Source organism: Nesterenkonia sp. LB17 (assembly GCF_022565915.1).
Classification (GTDB): Bacteria; Actinomycetota; Actinomycetes; order Actinomycetales; family Micrococcaceae; genus Nesterenkonia.
Genome location: NZ_JAJOYX010000003.1, coordinates 147,424 through 161,822 on the forward strand (window position 1 = coordinate 147,424; position 14,399 = coordinate 161,822).

10 protein-coding genes and 1 tRNA gene are annotated in these 14,399 nt (G+C 60.4%); 5 read left to right on the top strand and 6 right to left on the bottom strand.

The window, feature by feature from the left end; translation table 11 throughout:
* Window positions 1-50: 50 nt before the first annotated feature.
* Window positions 51-1,040 carry an NAD(P)H-quinone oxidoreductase gene (locus LTH96_RS08105; protein ID WP_241465236.1) on the bottom strand — a complete coding sequence of 330 codons (990 nt, stop codon included), beginning with the start codon at window positions 1,038-1,040 and terminating at the stop codon, window positions 51-53.
* 102 nt (window positions 1,041-1,142) lie between these two features.
* On the opposite strand from LTH96_RS08105, the gene LTH96_RS08110 reads away from it, so the two are divergent.
* From LTH96_RS08110 to LTH96_RS08130, 5 genes are all read left to right on the top strand, one after another.
* Window positions 1,143-1,230: transfer RNA gene (locus LTH96_RS08110), tRNA-Ser, on the top strand.
* A 114-nt stretch (window positions 1,231-1,344) separates the two neighbouring features.
* Window positions 1,345-2,559, top strand: coding sequence for an MFS transporter (locus LTH96_RS08115; RefSeq protein WP_241465237.1), 1,215 nt, complete (start codon window positions 1,345-1,347; stop codon window positions 2,557-2,559).
* A 101-nt stretch (window positions 2,560-2,660) separates the two neighbouring features.
* Window positions 2,661-2,984, top strand: a complete 324-nt coding sequence (locus LTH96_RS08120; protein ID WP_241465238.1) for a hypothetical protein — start codon at window positions 2,661-2,663, stop codon at window positions 2,982-2,984.
* Window positions 2,985-3,016: 32 nt separating this feature from the next.
* Window positions 3,017-3,220: a DUF2945 domain-containing protein gene (locus LTH96_RS08125; protein WP_241465239.1), complete on the top strand. Its 204-nt coding sequence runs from the start codon at window positions 3,017-3,019 to the stop codon at window positions 3,218-3,220.
* Window positions 3,221-3,481: 261 nt separating this feature from the next.
* Window positions 3,482-5,149: a recombinase family protein gene (locus tag LTH96_RS08130; protein ID WP_241465240.1), complete on the top strand. Its 1,668-nt coding sequence runs from the start codon at window positions 3,482-3,484 to the stop codon at window positions 5,147-5,149.
* A 739-nt stretch (window positions 5,150-5,888) separates the two neighbouring features.
* Here LTH96_RS08130 and LTH96_RS08135 read toward each other — a convergent pair.
* The 5 genes from LTH96_RS08135 to LTH96_RS08155 form a co-directional block, all read right to left on the bottom strand.
* Window positions 5,889-6,548 carry a recombinase family protein gene (locus tag LTH96_RS08135; RefSeq protein WP_241465241.1) on the bottom strand — a complete coding sequence of 220 codons (660 nt, stop codon included), beginning with the start codon at window positions 6,546-6,548 and terminating at the stop codon, window positions 5,889-5,891.
* Window positions 6,549-8,242: 1,694 nt separating this feature from the next.
* A complete protein-coding gene (locus LTH96_RS08140; protein ID WP_241465242.1) occupies window positions 8,243-10,318 on the bottom strand; it encodes a P-loop NTPase fold protein in 2,076 nt (691 codons plus the stop codon).
* A 214-nt stretch (window positions 10,319-10,532) separates the two neighbouring features.
* On the bottom strand, window positions 10,533-12,440 hold the full coding sequence (locus LTH96_RS13325; RefSeq protein ID WP_241465243.1) for a DUF4209 domain-containing protein: 1,908 nt from the start codon (window positions 12,438-12,440) through the stop codon (window positions 10,533-10,535).
* 162 nt (window positions 12,441-12,602) lie between these two features.
* A complete protein-coding gene (locus LTH96_RS08150; protein ID WP_241465244.1) occupies window positions 12,603-13,412 on the bottom strand; it encodes a DNA-formamidopyrimidine glycosylase family protein in 810 nt (269 codons plus the stop codon).
* A gap of 38 nt (window positions 13,413-13,450) precedes the next feature.
* Window positions 13,451-14,338, bottom strand: a complete 888-nt coding sequence (locus LTH96_RS08155) for a hypothetical protein (protein WP_241465245.1) — start codon at window positions 14,336-14,338, stop codon at window positions 13,451-13,453.
* Window positions 14,339-14,399 lie beyond the last annotated feature (61 nt).

A 14,399-nucleotide genomic window follows, 5' to 3' on the forward strand; every position in this document is an offset into this window, starting at 1 on the left:
TGCCCGAGAGTCTATCGAATCCGGCCCTCCCTCAACGCAACAGGGGTCGATCACGTCATGGTCAGCAGGACCTTGCCGGTGTGGGTGCCGGAGTCGAAGTACTCATGCGCCGCAGCGGCCTGCTCCAGCGGGAAGGTCTTGTCGGTCTGGATCCTGATCTGCCCGGATTCGATCAGCGGCCAGATCTCGGCACCCACGGCCTGCACGATCTCGGCCTTGGCCTCGGCATCCCGGGAGCGCAGGGTGGTCGCGATGATGCGCAGCCGCTTGGCCAGCATCAGCCCCAGGTCCAGCTCGGCGGTGCGTCCACCCTGCAGCCCGATGATCACCAGTCGCCCGGCGGTGGCCAGTGAGCGCAGGTTGGTCTCGAGGTACTTCGCCCCGACGACGTCGAGGATCACATCCACCCCGCGGCCCTCGGTGAGCTCCTGGACCCGTGCACCGAGGTCCTCCTCGCGGTAGTTGATGACGTGGTCCGCCCCGAGCTCGACGGCGAGGCTCGCCTTGTCCGCGGAACCGACGGTGGTCAGCACCTCCGCTCCGAGCCCGTGCAGATACTGCAGCGCGAAGGATCCGATCCCTCCGGTCCCGCCGTGGACCAGCACGGTGTCCCCCGGCTTCACCTGAGCTTCGCCGCGCAGGTTCGAGTGCACGGTGGCGGCCACCTCGATCAGACCTGCGGCGTCGGTGAGGCTGACTCCGGCCGGCACCGGCAGCACATGGCGGGCATCGACGACCACCTTCTCGGCGTAGCCGCCACCGGCCAGCAGCGCCACGACTGCCTTGCCGATCAGCTCCTCCACGATGACACCACTGCCCTGACCTGCGGCGATGACTCGGCCTGAGACTTCCAGCCCGGGGATCTCGGAGGCGCCCCTCGGGGGCGGATACACCCCGAGGCGCTGCATCACGTCAGCACGGTTCAGTCCCGCGGCGGCGACCTCGATCAGCACCTGCCCGGTTGCCGGCGTGGGGTCTGCCTGCTCGGCGAGGGCGATGACCTCTGGTCCACCGGCGTCGCTGTACTGCACTGCTCGCATGCTCTCGCTCCTCAACTCGATCCGTCCCTGGGACTCACGTATAGTCTGTGTCTGGAGTTTTCCACGAAACGCTGGAGAGCTCCATGTCGGCTGAAATGCCAAGGAGCGCTGTCCGAGCGGCCGAAGGAGCTGGTCTTGAAAACCAGTGTGCGGCAACCCCGCACCGTGGGTTCGAATCCCACGCGCTCCGCTCAATGAGAAGGTGGGGTCCCGCGGCCGGGACCCCACTCAGGTTCTCGAAGCAGGTCTGAAAAGTTCGTCCCGTCCCGACCACGCGGACACCGGTGGTGAAGCGGAGGTGCGGATGCGCAAGGAATCGGCTGGGCCGGGACTGCTGAGCATCCTGCTCGGCGCCGTGGCCGTCGGCCCGCTGCTGCTCTACGGGCTCAGCGCCACCAGCGAAGAGATCATCACCGACCTCGGCATCAACGAGGCGCAGTTCGGGCTGCTGGCCACCGTCTGCTTCGCCTGCGCCGCGGTCGGCAATGCCACGCTGGGACGACTGGCTGACCGTCACTCGGATCTCGCGCTGATGACAGTGATCTTCTTGATCGCTTCCGTGGCGCTGGGTCTCGCCGGGGTCCCCGGCGGCTACATGGTGCTCATCGTCGCCGCCGGCCTCTCCGGGGTCGCCCAGTCCTTCCCCAATGGAGTCACCAATCGGATCCTGCTGGAGCGGGTGCCGGCGAATAGACGCATCGGCTGGGTCGGGGTCAAACAGTCCGGGGTCCAGGTCAGCCAGCTGGTGGCCAGCCTGAGCTTCCCGCTGTTGGCGGTGCTGATCGGCTGGCGCGGCACCGCGCTGCTTGCCGCCCTGCTGCCGCTGGTGCTGCTGGTGCTGACCTGGCGCATCCTGCGCACCGTCCCGCTGCTGCATCCGACTCGGAATGCCCCAGCGACGTCCGACGCATCCTCGGAGACCCCAGGCCCACCCCGCGGGCACTCCGCCGCGGTCTGGGCACTGGCGGCGTTCGGCTGCCTCAATGGGATCGGCGTGCAGGCGACCAACGTCTACCTCCCGCTCTTCGCGGTCCGCGAGCTCGACTTCTCGCTGGTCCTCGGCGGCGCCACCGCCGCCGTCGCCGGTGTGGTCGGGGTGACCGCCCGAATCGGGTGGGCGCGGGTGATGGCTCGAGGCACCTCCGGGCCGCTGCTGCTGCTGATACTGGCACTGACCGCGCTGGCCGGCGTCGGCGCCTTCCTCGGTGCCGACGCCACCGGCTGGTCCCCGCTGCTCTGGACCGCGGTGGTGCTCCACGGCGCCTCGGCCCTCGGCGTCTCGGTGGTGCTGATGAGCGTGCTGCTGCGCAGCATCCCCTCCGCGAAGATGGCCTCCTCCAGCGGAGTGGTCACCGCCGGAATGTTCACCGGATTCGCGATCGGTCCGCTCGGCATGGGCCTGCTGATCAGTTCGGGCGGAGGCTTCACGTTGGGCTGGCTCGCCGTGGGCGTCGTCTACCTGCTCTCCACGCTGCTGGCAGTGATCCTGGTCAGCCGTCGTCGGCCTGGCAACGACTGACCTGTGACTCTGCGCTCAGCTCTCTTCCCAGGGTTGCTGGTGAACGGATCCGCGACACCAGTACAGTGAAGTCCGAGCAGACCCTACCCAGGAGGTCACCCATGACCGGGCACACTCCCCCGCAGGACGTCCAGCACGCCGCCCAACGCGCGCTGAGCTGGATCGATGAGGGCAAGGCCGGCAAGGGCTTCACCGACACCGGACGCCACCGGGCCCAGGAGCTCGCCGAGGGCTCTGAGCTGCCGGTGGAGCACATCCACAAGATGCGCCAGTACTTCGCGCGGCACACCGTGGACCGTGACGCCGAGGGCTTCCACCACGGCGAGGCCGGCTACCCCAGCCCGGGCCGGGTCGCCTGGGACGCCTGGGGCGGGGACCCGGGTGAGACCTGGGCGAACCGCGAGAAGTTCGACGACGCCGACTGACCCTCCAGCGCAGCAGAGAGCAGGCACCACCCATGGCGCTCAAAGAAGGCGACAAGGTCTCTTGGAATACCCCGCAGGGCAAGACCCACGGGACCGTGAATTCCAAGCACACCAAGGATCTGAAGTTCCAGGACCAGACCTTCCGCGCCTCCGCGAAGGACCCGGTCTACCTGGTGGAGTCGGAGAAGACCGGCGCCGAGGCCGCCCACCATGAGAAGGCGCTCGATAAGCGCTAGCCGCTCGGGGCTGCTTCTGCGCGGTCCGCGAAGGTGATCGCACGAAGCACGTCACGGCCACCGCTGACAGATACATGATCCAGGCGATCATGAACGCCGACTGCGCGCCGGAGGTCTGCGCGGAGATCTCTCCGAGCAAGCCGACTGCTTCGACACTGCGATCACGACGTTCCCGAGCGCAGACCCCGCCCAGTCCTGAATCCGGGCTGCCCTGAATCCCGGGCTGCCAGAAACTTGAAAACAACTATGTAACACTGGAGGATGCCTAAGGCCACCGACGCATTCGTATACCGTCGCATCTCCCAAGACCGTTCAGGCGCGGAATTGGGAGTGGAGAGGCAGTTGACTGCCTGCCAAGCTCTCGCGGATGCAGAGGGCCTCAGGGTCATTGAGGTCTTCACCGACAACGATGTTTCAGCGTATTCCGGGAAGAATCGACCCCAATACGAGAGCATGCTGTCTCGGTTGAATGAGGTCTCTCACGTCATTGCATTGCGCTCCGATCGCTTTTATAGAAGCCTTTCCGACTTTGCGCAGTTCGTCGAGAAATGCAAAGCAGAGGATGTTGTCATACTTCCGGTCGACGGGGACCGCATAGACCCCAAGAGCGCAGGGGGGATGCTCACTGCGACGATGCTTGCGGGTCTGGCCCAATACGAGTCGAGCTACAAAGCAGACCGTGTAAGTGCAAAGTCCAAACAAACGATTGCGGATGGTCGACACACAGGAGGAGTCCGTCCATTTGGCTGGCACGTTCTCCCGAGGACCCCCGAGGAGATAGCTCAGAAAAGGGGCGGTCGATATTCACTCAACGACAGAGAGGCCACCGCACTGCAAGTCGCCATAGAGGACATTCTCGAGCGAGGTCGTTCTCTGGGGTCGATTGCTCGTGACTGGAATGATCCCCTTCGAGCCGGGGGCCCTTTGACCACAAGCACTGGTGGACGATGGGGAGCGACCCAGTTGAGACAGGTCTTGGTTAGGCCACGGAACGCGGGAATTTCGACGTACAGAGGTGAGGTTCTAGCGGAAGATAAAATCCCGCCGATCATCAGTACAGCGACCTTGAGGGCCATGGAGCGTCACCTGAATCGAAATCGCTTGCCCAATCACACGAACAAGGCTGTACATCTACTCTCGGGGATCGCTGAGTGTCACTGCGGTCGCCCCGTAAACGCGGCCCAAGTGGGAGGCCGAGAACTAGATCCGGAGACAGGCAAGAAAGCGAAACACCATGTCTACAGGTGTCAAGGACAGGGTGCGGGTCACGTTGCCAAGCGCTCAGCGCACGTGGACCAAGCCGTCAAGCTCGCCATACTCGAGTGGTTCTCACACCCCTTCCTCTACAAGATGGAGAGTCGGGAAGAGGATCGAGAGCGGGCGGAAGAACTCGAGCAGCAAACCAACGAGCTAAAGCGAAGACTGGACGAAGCGTCTGATGCTTACGTCTCAGGACGACTCGAAGTGAACATGTTGGAGAGGGTCCAGCGGGACGTCAAGGAGAAACGAACCGCCATCGAAGCAGAACAAGCCGCCATTCGAGGGTCTCGGGTGATGGTCCCTCAGGAGGACTTCTACAAGATCCATCAGCAGACCACACTGTTCTCTGAGTATCAGGACTGGCATATCGACGACAAGCGGGAATTCATTCGAGACACATTGAAAATCGTGCTTCTTTCCAATGAGCCGAAAGCTCCACGCCAGTTTGACCCGCACTCCGTGGTCGTCTCCGTAAAGAAGGGCCTTGATCCGTCCGAGGTCCGTCTTGATGAGGAGGGACGTGAAGATCCCGACAGTTTCGTCACAGGAGAGCGTGTGGGGGCCTACTGGCATCAATTCGAAACGTTGGAGCACTTTGCCGATCGGCGTAAGGCCTACGAGGCCGGAGTTGCGCGGATACGGCGCATGGAACAGCGAGCGCCGGATTAACAACTCGAGGCACGGGGAATAAGACCACTTGACCACAGAATTCTGCCGCATGGCAGCACATCAAGATTGTCCATATACTCAGTATTTATGAGTGCTCCCTCTCCTCACGGCCGAGCCGTAGCTATCGTTCTTGTTCAACTTCCGATTGCTCTCTACACAGTTGCACAGCTCTACTTGTCTTTACAGGCGGAGCCAACTGACCAACCCGCGCTGGTGGCTGGTGCTTTCCTTGGTCTGTGTACCCTTGTCCCTGCCGCACTGGGGAACGGTTTCGGCGAACTGCCGGGAAGCCCGATGAGTCGCTTCTTTACCCACCTGTTACTGAGTCCCATTTTGGTCGCCTCCGGATGGTATTTCGGAGCGAAGTTGACTTCCACCTGGATCCCCACGACGCTCTTTGCACTCGTGGTAGCACTCGTCATACCTTGGCTTGTCATGCTGGGGCTAAACGGCTTCCAGTGGGCGACAACTAAGCGGCGTGCGAGCAGCCTTGCACAATCGGCGTCATCTGGGGGCTAATTCGGACCTCGCACACCGCAATCTCGTCGCCCGAAATCGCGGCTGCGATGTCGCGAGAAGGATTCGAATGATTGCGGTCCAAAGCCGTCATTCCGTTCGTTTAGAAGCTTGCGAATTCCCCCGGCCCCCTCTCCCGAAACGTCTCCTGCGACGGCCCTGAAACCCCTCTGAAGCGCCTCTTAGGCGCTCGCTGTGGCTACTGTGGCTAAATGTCTGAAACTCACTCCTGGGCGCTCTCAGCGCGCACCTTGAGGCTGAGTCCCATCTCGTCGGCTCGCTTATAGAAAGTGGACCGGCTGATACCCAGCTCCCTGGCGGCCTGAGCGGCACTGAGAAGCCCTTGCTGAACCTGCTCGGCCTTCCTCTGGATCGGCTCATCCGAGTATGCCTTGGGTCGGCCTCCTACCTTCTCCCCTCGGTCCCTACGGAGCTGCACACCGTTGCGTGCTCGCTCTGCCTTAATCCGGCTCTCCATCGTCGCGATTGCAGACATCACCGTGAACAGCAGCTCGCCGCCAGGCGTGCTGGTGTCAATCTCCATGTTCAGGATGTGGAGGTTCATGCCGGAGGCCCTGAGGCGCTCTGCGAACTCAAGCATCTCGCGGGTGTTCCTGCCCAGACGGTCGAGCATGCTGACTGTGAGGACGTCTCCCGTTCGCATGCGACCCCCACTGAAGCGTCCCTGCTCCTCAGACCAAGCCCCTGTAAGCCTCTCTAAGGCCGGACGAGCCATCTTGGTACCAGAGCGACCGTGGTCCTCTTCGATGTCGTGAGCGTCGATCCCAGCGGCTTCTAGCTGCCCTCTCTGAGCTTGGCCCTCCTGCTTGGACGTGGAGACCCGGACGTATCCGAAACGGTGCCCTGTGGCGTGCTGAGTCATTGTGAAGTGTCCCCTCTGAAGTGCCTTGAAGTGTCCGACTGAAGAACAATCTATGGCACTCTCTATCGGACAGCAAGCACTACACAAGTTGAAGGGGCTTGCTGGGCAAGAAGTGTCCGAACTGGAGTGTCCGAATAGGGCATGCCTTCTCGGACGCTCCACATGGACCGCCACAGAAGCGCAGATAGTCTCGCTCCATGAATATTCACCGAATTCTCCCAGTCTTTGCCCTGCTTGCCGTCGGCTTACTCACTGCTTGCAGCAGCGACGAGCCAGAGGCTACGGCTCCGACAGCAGACCCGGGGCCGTCAGCTGAGTGCCTCTCTGCGATGAGCACCGCTGCCGATGAAAGTGACCCCGTGCTCGCGGATCCACTGATCCAGGAGACTGCGTACACGTGTGAGACCGGAGAGGAATGGGAGGCCGCCCTGCAGGAACACCCAGGAGCTATGGGGCTCACTGAGCAGGCAGACCTATCCGGGTCGCTCGAGATGGTCTGCTTCACCGTTCGCGATGCACCCGCATGCACCGACGTGGAGTAGCGCGAGCATTATGCGCAGCTAGATAGGGGTGGGAGGGGCCCCCTTTGCGGTCGGATGCCCTACCGCTCGTCATAGCGATCCACTCCGTGTACGGGATGTGACTTTTGAACACCAAGTAACTCGACAGATGCGTCAGAGGTTGCCCTCCACACTCTCGCCATCCCTCCAAGCAGAACGATCTTTAGGCCTCAGTGGCAGCCCATGGAGTGTCGCCCAAATAAACAGCGCCGGTGGTATCCGCCTATGCTCGTTAACCACCCACCATGGGTCCTCGATTGACCTGCGCCAGTCCTTGGCATCATCATTCCAATCCCTTGTTGCGGGATAGCAATGCAGGGGATTAGCGCAAAGCGAGCGGTTGCAAAGGTGGTCCAGTACTCGGCCATTGGGGTGGCCACCCATGAACCAGACGTACATGAATCGGTGGACATACCACTCGAGACTCCGACCATCACCCCCGTAGGACTTTCGGTCTGTACCCACCGCAAGAACACCGTAGCGATTATCCTTCCAGACCTTGTTGCTCTTGTGCGTTCGCCCAGTCCACACCCAACAAGATGATTCCCAGTCGACCCTCAACTGGCTCGCGACTCGCTCCAACGCCCTTGGCACAGTTGACTCTCTGGCATTCTCAAGAAGTCTTCTCTCATGGAGACGGCAGTATCGGGCGCGGTTCGCATACCCTTCCCCAACAAGTCGAACGTCACACCTTGGCTCTCGGCACTTTGGTCGGTGTGAGTTGAGCTTACGAAGCTGCTGGTCGTGGTGGCGTCTGCACTGAGGTCCAAAGGCGTGCCTCGTGACAGGCTCGGGACACTTGTAGTCGGGAAAGTCTTCACTCCCGATGCAAGTTGATGATTGCACGATCCTGCTCAAGCCTGCTCCATCCTGGCAATCAGTTGAATTTGACAACTACTGGGCGCAAAGTCCGTCCGAGAAGACATTGAGTCGGCCATAATCGAACTGCTTCCCCGCCATTCCGGCGCTTTTGCGGTTGGACCTTTTCGTGCAAGGAGGTCAGTACTGCCGACCTTTCGCCCGAGAGTGCATCGCCCTTTGGTCACCCTTTCTGGCTACGCGCTGGACCAGTGCGACTGAAACTTCGATTCACCGGTCTGCCATGTATTACCCTCACCAGATACATGCATCGCCCTAAAATCCTCCTCCGTGCAATCGCCGCCCAATAACGAACTTCGCGCGATTTCCCCAAGTTAGATCATCGACTGCAACCTTGACAGGATCCCCATCCAGCCAACTGAAGTCCGTATCCGGCAGCAACTCCGACAAGGTGTCCCCGAAGCGCTGCTCACTGAGTTCGTAAGTAGATCCCGTCCCATTTCGGAATGTGAGCTTCGTCTGGACCAGCAATGCGGCAATGTGAATAACAGTGAAATCCTGTTGAGCGATTCCTTGCAAAAGCATAGAACTGAGATCCTGGAAACCCCCTGTATTCTTCAGGAAATATACACCAGTCGTAATTCCCGCATCGGTCCGCAAATTATCGAAATTTTTAAGCCGATCTAAAATGCTGATCTCAGCACGAGCGCGCACCTGATCGGTCACTTCATCCAGCCATCCGGGAAGCTCGTCCGTGCGCTGCTCACGGACCTGAAGGTCCAACAAATACCAAAGCTCAATTGCATCGTCATTGTCACTAAACAGCCTAAAGACCTCGTTCAGGCCTTCAAAGGGAACTGCATCCCCCAAAATGCCTAGGGAATTGGCAATGGAGTGCAGCAGCTCCTTCTCTGGTACTGACGTGTCGGCAACCATGCGCGCCCGTGAGGCAAGATCAAAGGCTCGAGCCAAACTCTTTGCCAGTGCGACGCGGCGAGCCGGGTCAAGTTCTATTTGATCCTGCAATCTGACAACTTTACTAATAGCAACGTTGAAGCTCACGTTATTAGGCTGTCCCACTATCTTGCTTAAAGCATCAGCATCCCCTTCCGCTGCAGCTTCCAGACACGCCAAGACTTCTATATCCGAAGTATCCCCGAATGGTACGCCCATCTGGAAGTATCTGTCGAAATACTCACTGTTAGATATGCCATTATAAGCTGGCTGCCAAGAATAGCTTGAGCGGGTACTCAAGGCATCTGGAAACAGCGTCAGCATCAGACGTCTAACGGTCCAGAAATCATCGCTTCCAACGGTTTTTTCAATTTCCTCGACGAGCCCTTTGACGATCTCATCGTCTTTCTGATTGGTGGTGTAACTTGCGCGCCGCCTGAGGGTCAGTTCATATGCCCGGGGGTACGACAGGCGAATTGCCGTCAACACCATCAGATCTAGGTCGTCAATTTCAGCGACATGGTGCAAGGCCAGTACCTGCTCCAATGCGGCAGCATAGCGTCCCATCGCCCTAGGGGTATCCATCGCACCACACACAACTTCAAACGCTCTAGAAAGCCTAGGATCCCGTTCCACAATTGAACCTCGAGGACCGACGATGCGAACCAGTTCATCCGACATAAGTCGACGTCTGTCCGCAGCCGCGAAGGGAGGCACGATAAATGGGTGTTGGACGATCTTCTCCATGAAACGACTTGCGGTGAAGCCTCCTAGTCGCTCACTCCCTCCGCGCAGCGTCTCTTCCAACGTGGACGCGTCATAAGCGAGCAAGTACTGAACTCCCGGAAACCGCCCTAACAGCCGCACTACTTTCAGTAAGGTGAACAGCTCGTCCCTTTGCAACCTATCGATGTCATCCACTACAACGAGCACCTTTTGACTCGTCTGAGAAAGCTCCGCAGACACCTTTTCAAAAAGATCCGACCATGATTCATCAGGGAATACTCGAGACAGAATGTGCTGGCTACTCGCTTCCAAGACATTACCGACTCCGGGTATCAAAGCAGTCGCTGGAGCTGCAATCTGAGCTAACGCCTTGAGTTTCTCCTTAGATCCATTCTTTGCCGGAACCACCTTTGCTATCGACGCGTAAAATTCTTGAACTAAACTCGATACATCCCCAGTCGCCCAAGGCGTGAATCGTGTTACTTGCCAAGTTTTATCAAGATTATCGAGTTCACTGACGACTAGATTCAACAGTGACGTTTTGCCGCTACCCCAGGAGCCAACTAAGCCAAAGACGCTACTAGAGTCCGTCCTGGACTGACTCTGGACCGTTTGGGCGATCCCTAGGGCGTAGGGGCGTCGCTTGAGCGCGTCATCATCCGGATGCGCGATAGGATCGTCTGCCCACGGTTGAACCGATATCTCCACCATGCGAAGAGTTTACTGGCTGGCACGGCTATGGCTATCTCATCGCCACCATCACGCAAACACCAGGATCGAGCCGAGAGCGTCGGCTCCCGTTCTCGTTTCAAACGCTTGCGTTTCGCAAGTAACTCCGGAACTTCTCTCTCACACGTGAGATAACCGTCGGACGATCTGTTGCGCACGGTGTTTTTGCAGTATCCGGCATCCCTAGTTTCACGGCTTACCGGTGTTCAAGCTTTTTCGCCCACGCTTCCCACTCTTGTTGAAGGAGGGACGCGAACTCGGCGGCGTAAGCGATTTCAGAACGCTTTGTGGCGTTTTCTTCAACCTGGAGTGAAACGGCAGAGGTAAATTCCGTGTTGTTCGCGGAGGCGGTTGCTAACAGCACACCGGCTCGCAGAACAAGCGCCGTGTATGTCGGGTCCAGGTTTCCGATAAATCCGTGCGCATACTCGTTTCGAAGGTTCATCCCCATCGGCCCCGTTAGGAGCCACTTTAGGAACCAAGCCCAGTTGCGGTCTAGCGCATGCTCAGAGAGCTTCTCTATAAGCACGTAGAGTGGCGGGTACTCACCAGGGCTACGTGAGGTTTGAACCTGATAGATGCCAACGTCAAGCGCGCGAAGAATAGATCTGGCGGACGCTTCGATCTTGGGCATCACGACTGCTACGGCCGATTCGAAATCGTTGTTCCAAAAATGTCGAAAGCCCTTTGCTAAGCTCTGGGCTGTGCGCGCGTTGGGGGCTCCATGTTCTATGAAGAAGTCTGACAAATCACGTAGATCGGGCGCGTCGTAGTGGTCACGGATGCGGCGGAGAGCCTCGACCTGTATTCGACCCCAAAACTCGGCCGATACTCTGCTGGCCAGTACTACCTTCTCGAGGTCCCGCTCGTCTTGAGTCCGGAAAGTAGCCTTGGGCAGACTATCCGCGCTGAAGATTGCCGTCGGAAACAAGTCGTCCAGCGCGCTCCGGTTCTCAATTGCCAACTCTAGGTGCTGGTCGTAGTCCCCCGAAGGGGCGACGGGGTCCTTGCAAAAGTGCGCCATGGCTCCTTGCCAGCCCAAGAACGCAGTGTAGGGCTCTAGGAGGCTCTCTGGAATGTCGATGGGGATTGATTCCTGATGGCTAACGCGTTCGAAGTTGAGTGACTCTGGATCTATCGATTGCATTTCTCGCGCAGCCTCGCTAGCGAGCGACGGGAGGCCACGCTGGGTTGCCACGCGCGCGGTATCTTCTAGCCGGAGTTGCCGAACTACCGGCGTCGTAGATGCGGCAGCCCAACGGAAGTGCCCTTGCACCTCCTCCGTGTGGATTCCACTGAGCAGGCGGGGCTCGGGATTCACTCCGAGGACGCGTCGTCGCAAGCTAGCGATAATAGTCGCTGTACTGCCCGTGCTAGTAGTTTCCGCGTATTCTTCAAGGGTTTCTGAGACGAAGTCCTTCTCCACTGCGGTTAGCTCGCGAGCGCGGGGTGGGGTCACCAGGACTTCGAACAGGGGAATAAGTCTTCCCAGCGGGGGCGGCTCCGGGGCGACCACGGCGACCGTGACCCGACTCTGAATCTCGTCACGGACTTCGTCTTCCAAACTCGCGCTTCTAAGTTGGCGCGCCAGTGTCCACGCGCGGACACAGTACGGGGTGATTTCACTGTCCCGGGCTGTCCGGATAGATCTCAGATAGTTGACCACCGCGACCTCACCCTGGTGCGTCACCCGTCCGGAACGGTGGACAAAGAGTAAGTCGTTTAATCTAGCGAGCGCCCCCGGCACAGTGGTGGTGTGCACCAACGTCCTCCAAAGAAGGATGATTTGATCCGGGATGGCGTCGTCCCCGGGGTGCGGGGTCAGTTGTTCGACGGAGAGGCTTGCGCTTATGGGCCTTCGAGCCTCCACAACTATCCGGCGGCTCGCGATGAGACCTACCTGTCGCAGGGTCTTGCCATCAATATCCATCTCCCTGGTGCGTGCAATTTGGTGCGCAATTGCCCACCCTCTCCACCCATCCAGCGGGTCCCGGAACACCTCGTCTAGAAGGACTGAGGCGGCAGGGATCGAATTGGGTTCGAAGCGATACCGCTCGTCGCGAGGATCGGTCTCCTCATCTGCGTTGGCTTCAACCTCAGACACGACAGTTCCCCAATCTTCGGAATAGGGGAACTGTACCAACCGCCTCCGGGGCTTAGAACTGGGTTAAGGGAGACTTGCCCCGGTCCTGACGCTAGCTCGTGTTACGAGCCGTTCGGGTGCATAGTTGCTTCTGTATTCCCGGGCTGCCCGGATTCAGGGCAATCAGGACTGGCAGGATGGGCAGAAATAGATCACTCGGTCTTCCACCGCGGCTTCGCGCAGCTCAGCCTCTCCGAGTTCGCTCTTGCGCACCCGGGTCCCGCAGCGCATGCAGGGCTTGCCGCCCCGCCCGTACACCCAGTAGGGCGGACCTGCCGTGGGATTGGCGGTGGTGCACCGCCGGATGCGCAGCCTGTTCACAGTCAGCAGCTTCTCGCTGAGCTCGATCACCCGCGCAAGATCCGCCACCTCAGACACGGGCCGACTGGGCAGGATCCCGGCGAGGAAGCAGATCTCGCTGCGGAAGACGTTGCCGATGCCGGCAAGGTTGCTCTGGTCCAGCAGCGCCACCCCGATGCTGCGCCGCGGGGCCGACAGCAGCCGACGCGAGGCCTCGGTGGAATCCCAGTCGGGGCCGAGCAGATCGGGGCCGAGATGGGCGAGCTTCTCCTGCGCTTCGGCCGGGGAGGAGATGCTCAGCTCCCCCAGCGAGAAGCCCACGGATTCCTGATCATGGGTGCGCAGGACGCAGCGCGCAGTGTGGGCCGGGCGTCGCCACCGAGGCCGTGCCCCCTGTGCGTCGCGGGGGTAGACGTGCCAAGTCCCCTCCATCTTCAAATGGGACTGCACCGTGAGATCACCGAACTGCATCAGCAGGTGCTTGCCACGGGCGATCACTCGCTCCACGGTCCGGCCGGAGAGATCCACGGTCGCATACTTCGGCACGCGGAAATCGCTCGCCGTGAGCACCTCTCCGGCAAGGGCGGCGTCCAGCACGGCCGCCTGTCGGAAGACGGTATCTCCCTCAGGCACGTCAGGTCTCCGTCAGCGGTTCTGAAGGAGGTCTGGGATCAGGTCTGGTTCTTGAAGACCACAAGGAACTTGCGGGCTTCCTCTTTGGTCAGCGGCGAGTGCGCAGAGAGCAGCTCGGCCGCCTCGTCCACCAGGTCATCGCGCAGCAGCGCGTAGAGCTGATCGTGGACCCAGGGCTCCAGGTCATCGTGGGAGAGGGTGATCTTCTCCGTGCCGCGCTGGACCTCCAGATGGAATCCTGCGATCTCCTCTTCCTCAGCACCCCAGTCCGCAGGGATGGTGAGTTCGTCTTCGGGGTTGAATCCCGACTCATCCATCAGACGCTTGGCGCGCTCATCGACATCGCGAGGGGCATCACCATCACGTCGGGGCTTCTCGCCGCCGGGGATGTTCGGGATCTGCTGGGCGTTCTCCCCGAGGATCTCGCCGGTCTGCGGGTCCGCCTCGCCGATGGGCTTGGAGGGGTCACGGTCGGAGGAGTCGGCGTCATCGCGGACTCCGTCGATGGCGTCTTCGACCAGCTCCCCGTCGAGGACCTCGTCCTCGGGGCCGGGCCGATCGTGGGTGTCGATCGGGCTGGCGACCGCTCCGCCGGCGGCCCCGTTCATCTCGTCTTCGGCCCGCAGCTCCGAGGGTGCCTGCTGGGGGTGGGCGTGCAGCGCCTGGACCGCGATGATGCAGTCCTTGATCGGCGCTCCGGTGGACTGCTTGAAGATGGCCAGCGCCCGCCGACCGTCCTCCGCGCCGATGGCGCGGTAGAGCTCGCGGTGCTGTTCGTCGGAGAGCGCGAGCGCAGCCTTGCGCGCGTTCTCAGGCGTCACAGCGACCTTGATGCCATCGTTGAGCTTCTGGGCCTGACGCTGCATGAGCATGCGGATGCCCAGGAACAACATGACGCCGATTGCGAGGACTACCAGTATTTCCACACCTCCAGTCTACGTGTGTTCCCCTGGGCGCGAGCTAGATGAACACCGCTCACGTACGATA

What these genes read in the sequence shown, in the direction of transcription:
- LTH96_RS08120 (WP_241465238.1), top strand. Translation starts at nt 2,661, where the DNA reads ATGACCGGGCACACTCCCCCGCAGGACGTCCAGCACGCCGCCCAACGC.
- LTH96_RS08130 (WP_241465240.1), top strand. Translation starts at nt 3,482, where the DNA reads ATGCCTAAGGCCACCGACGCATTCGTATACCGTCGCATCTCCCAAGAC.
- LTH96_RS08125 (WP_241465239.1), top strand. Translation starts at nt 3,017, where the DNA reads ATGGCGCTCAAAGAAGGCGACAAGGTCTCTTGGAATACCCCGCAGGGC.
- LTH96_RS08140 (WP_241465242.1), bottom strand. Translation starts at nt 10,318, where the DNA reads ATGGTGGAGATATCGGTTCAACCGTGGGCAGACGATCCTATCGCGCAT.
- LTH96_RS08115 (WP_241465237.1), top strand. Translation starts at nt 1,345, where the DNA reads ATGCGCAAGGAATCGGCTGGGCCGGGACTGCTGAGCATCCTGCTCGGC.
- LTH96_RS08135 (WP_241465241.1), bottom strand. Translation starts at nt 6,548, where the DNA reads ATGACTCAGCACGCCACAGGGCACCGTTTCGGATACGTCCGGGTCTCC.
- LTH96_RS08105 (WP_241465236.1), bottom strand. Translation starts at nt 1,040, where the DNA reads ATGCGAGCAGTGCAGTACAGCGACGCCGGTGGACCAGAGGTCATCGCC.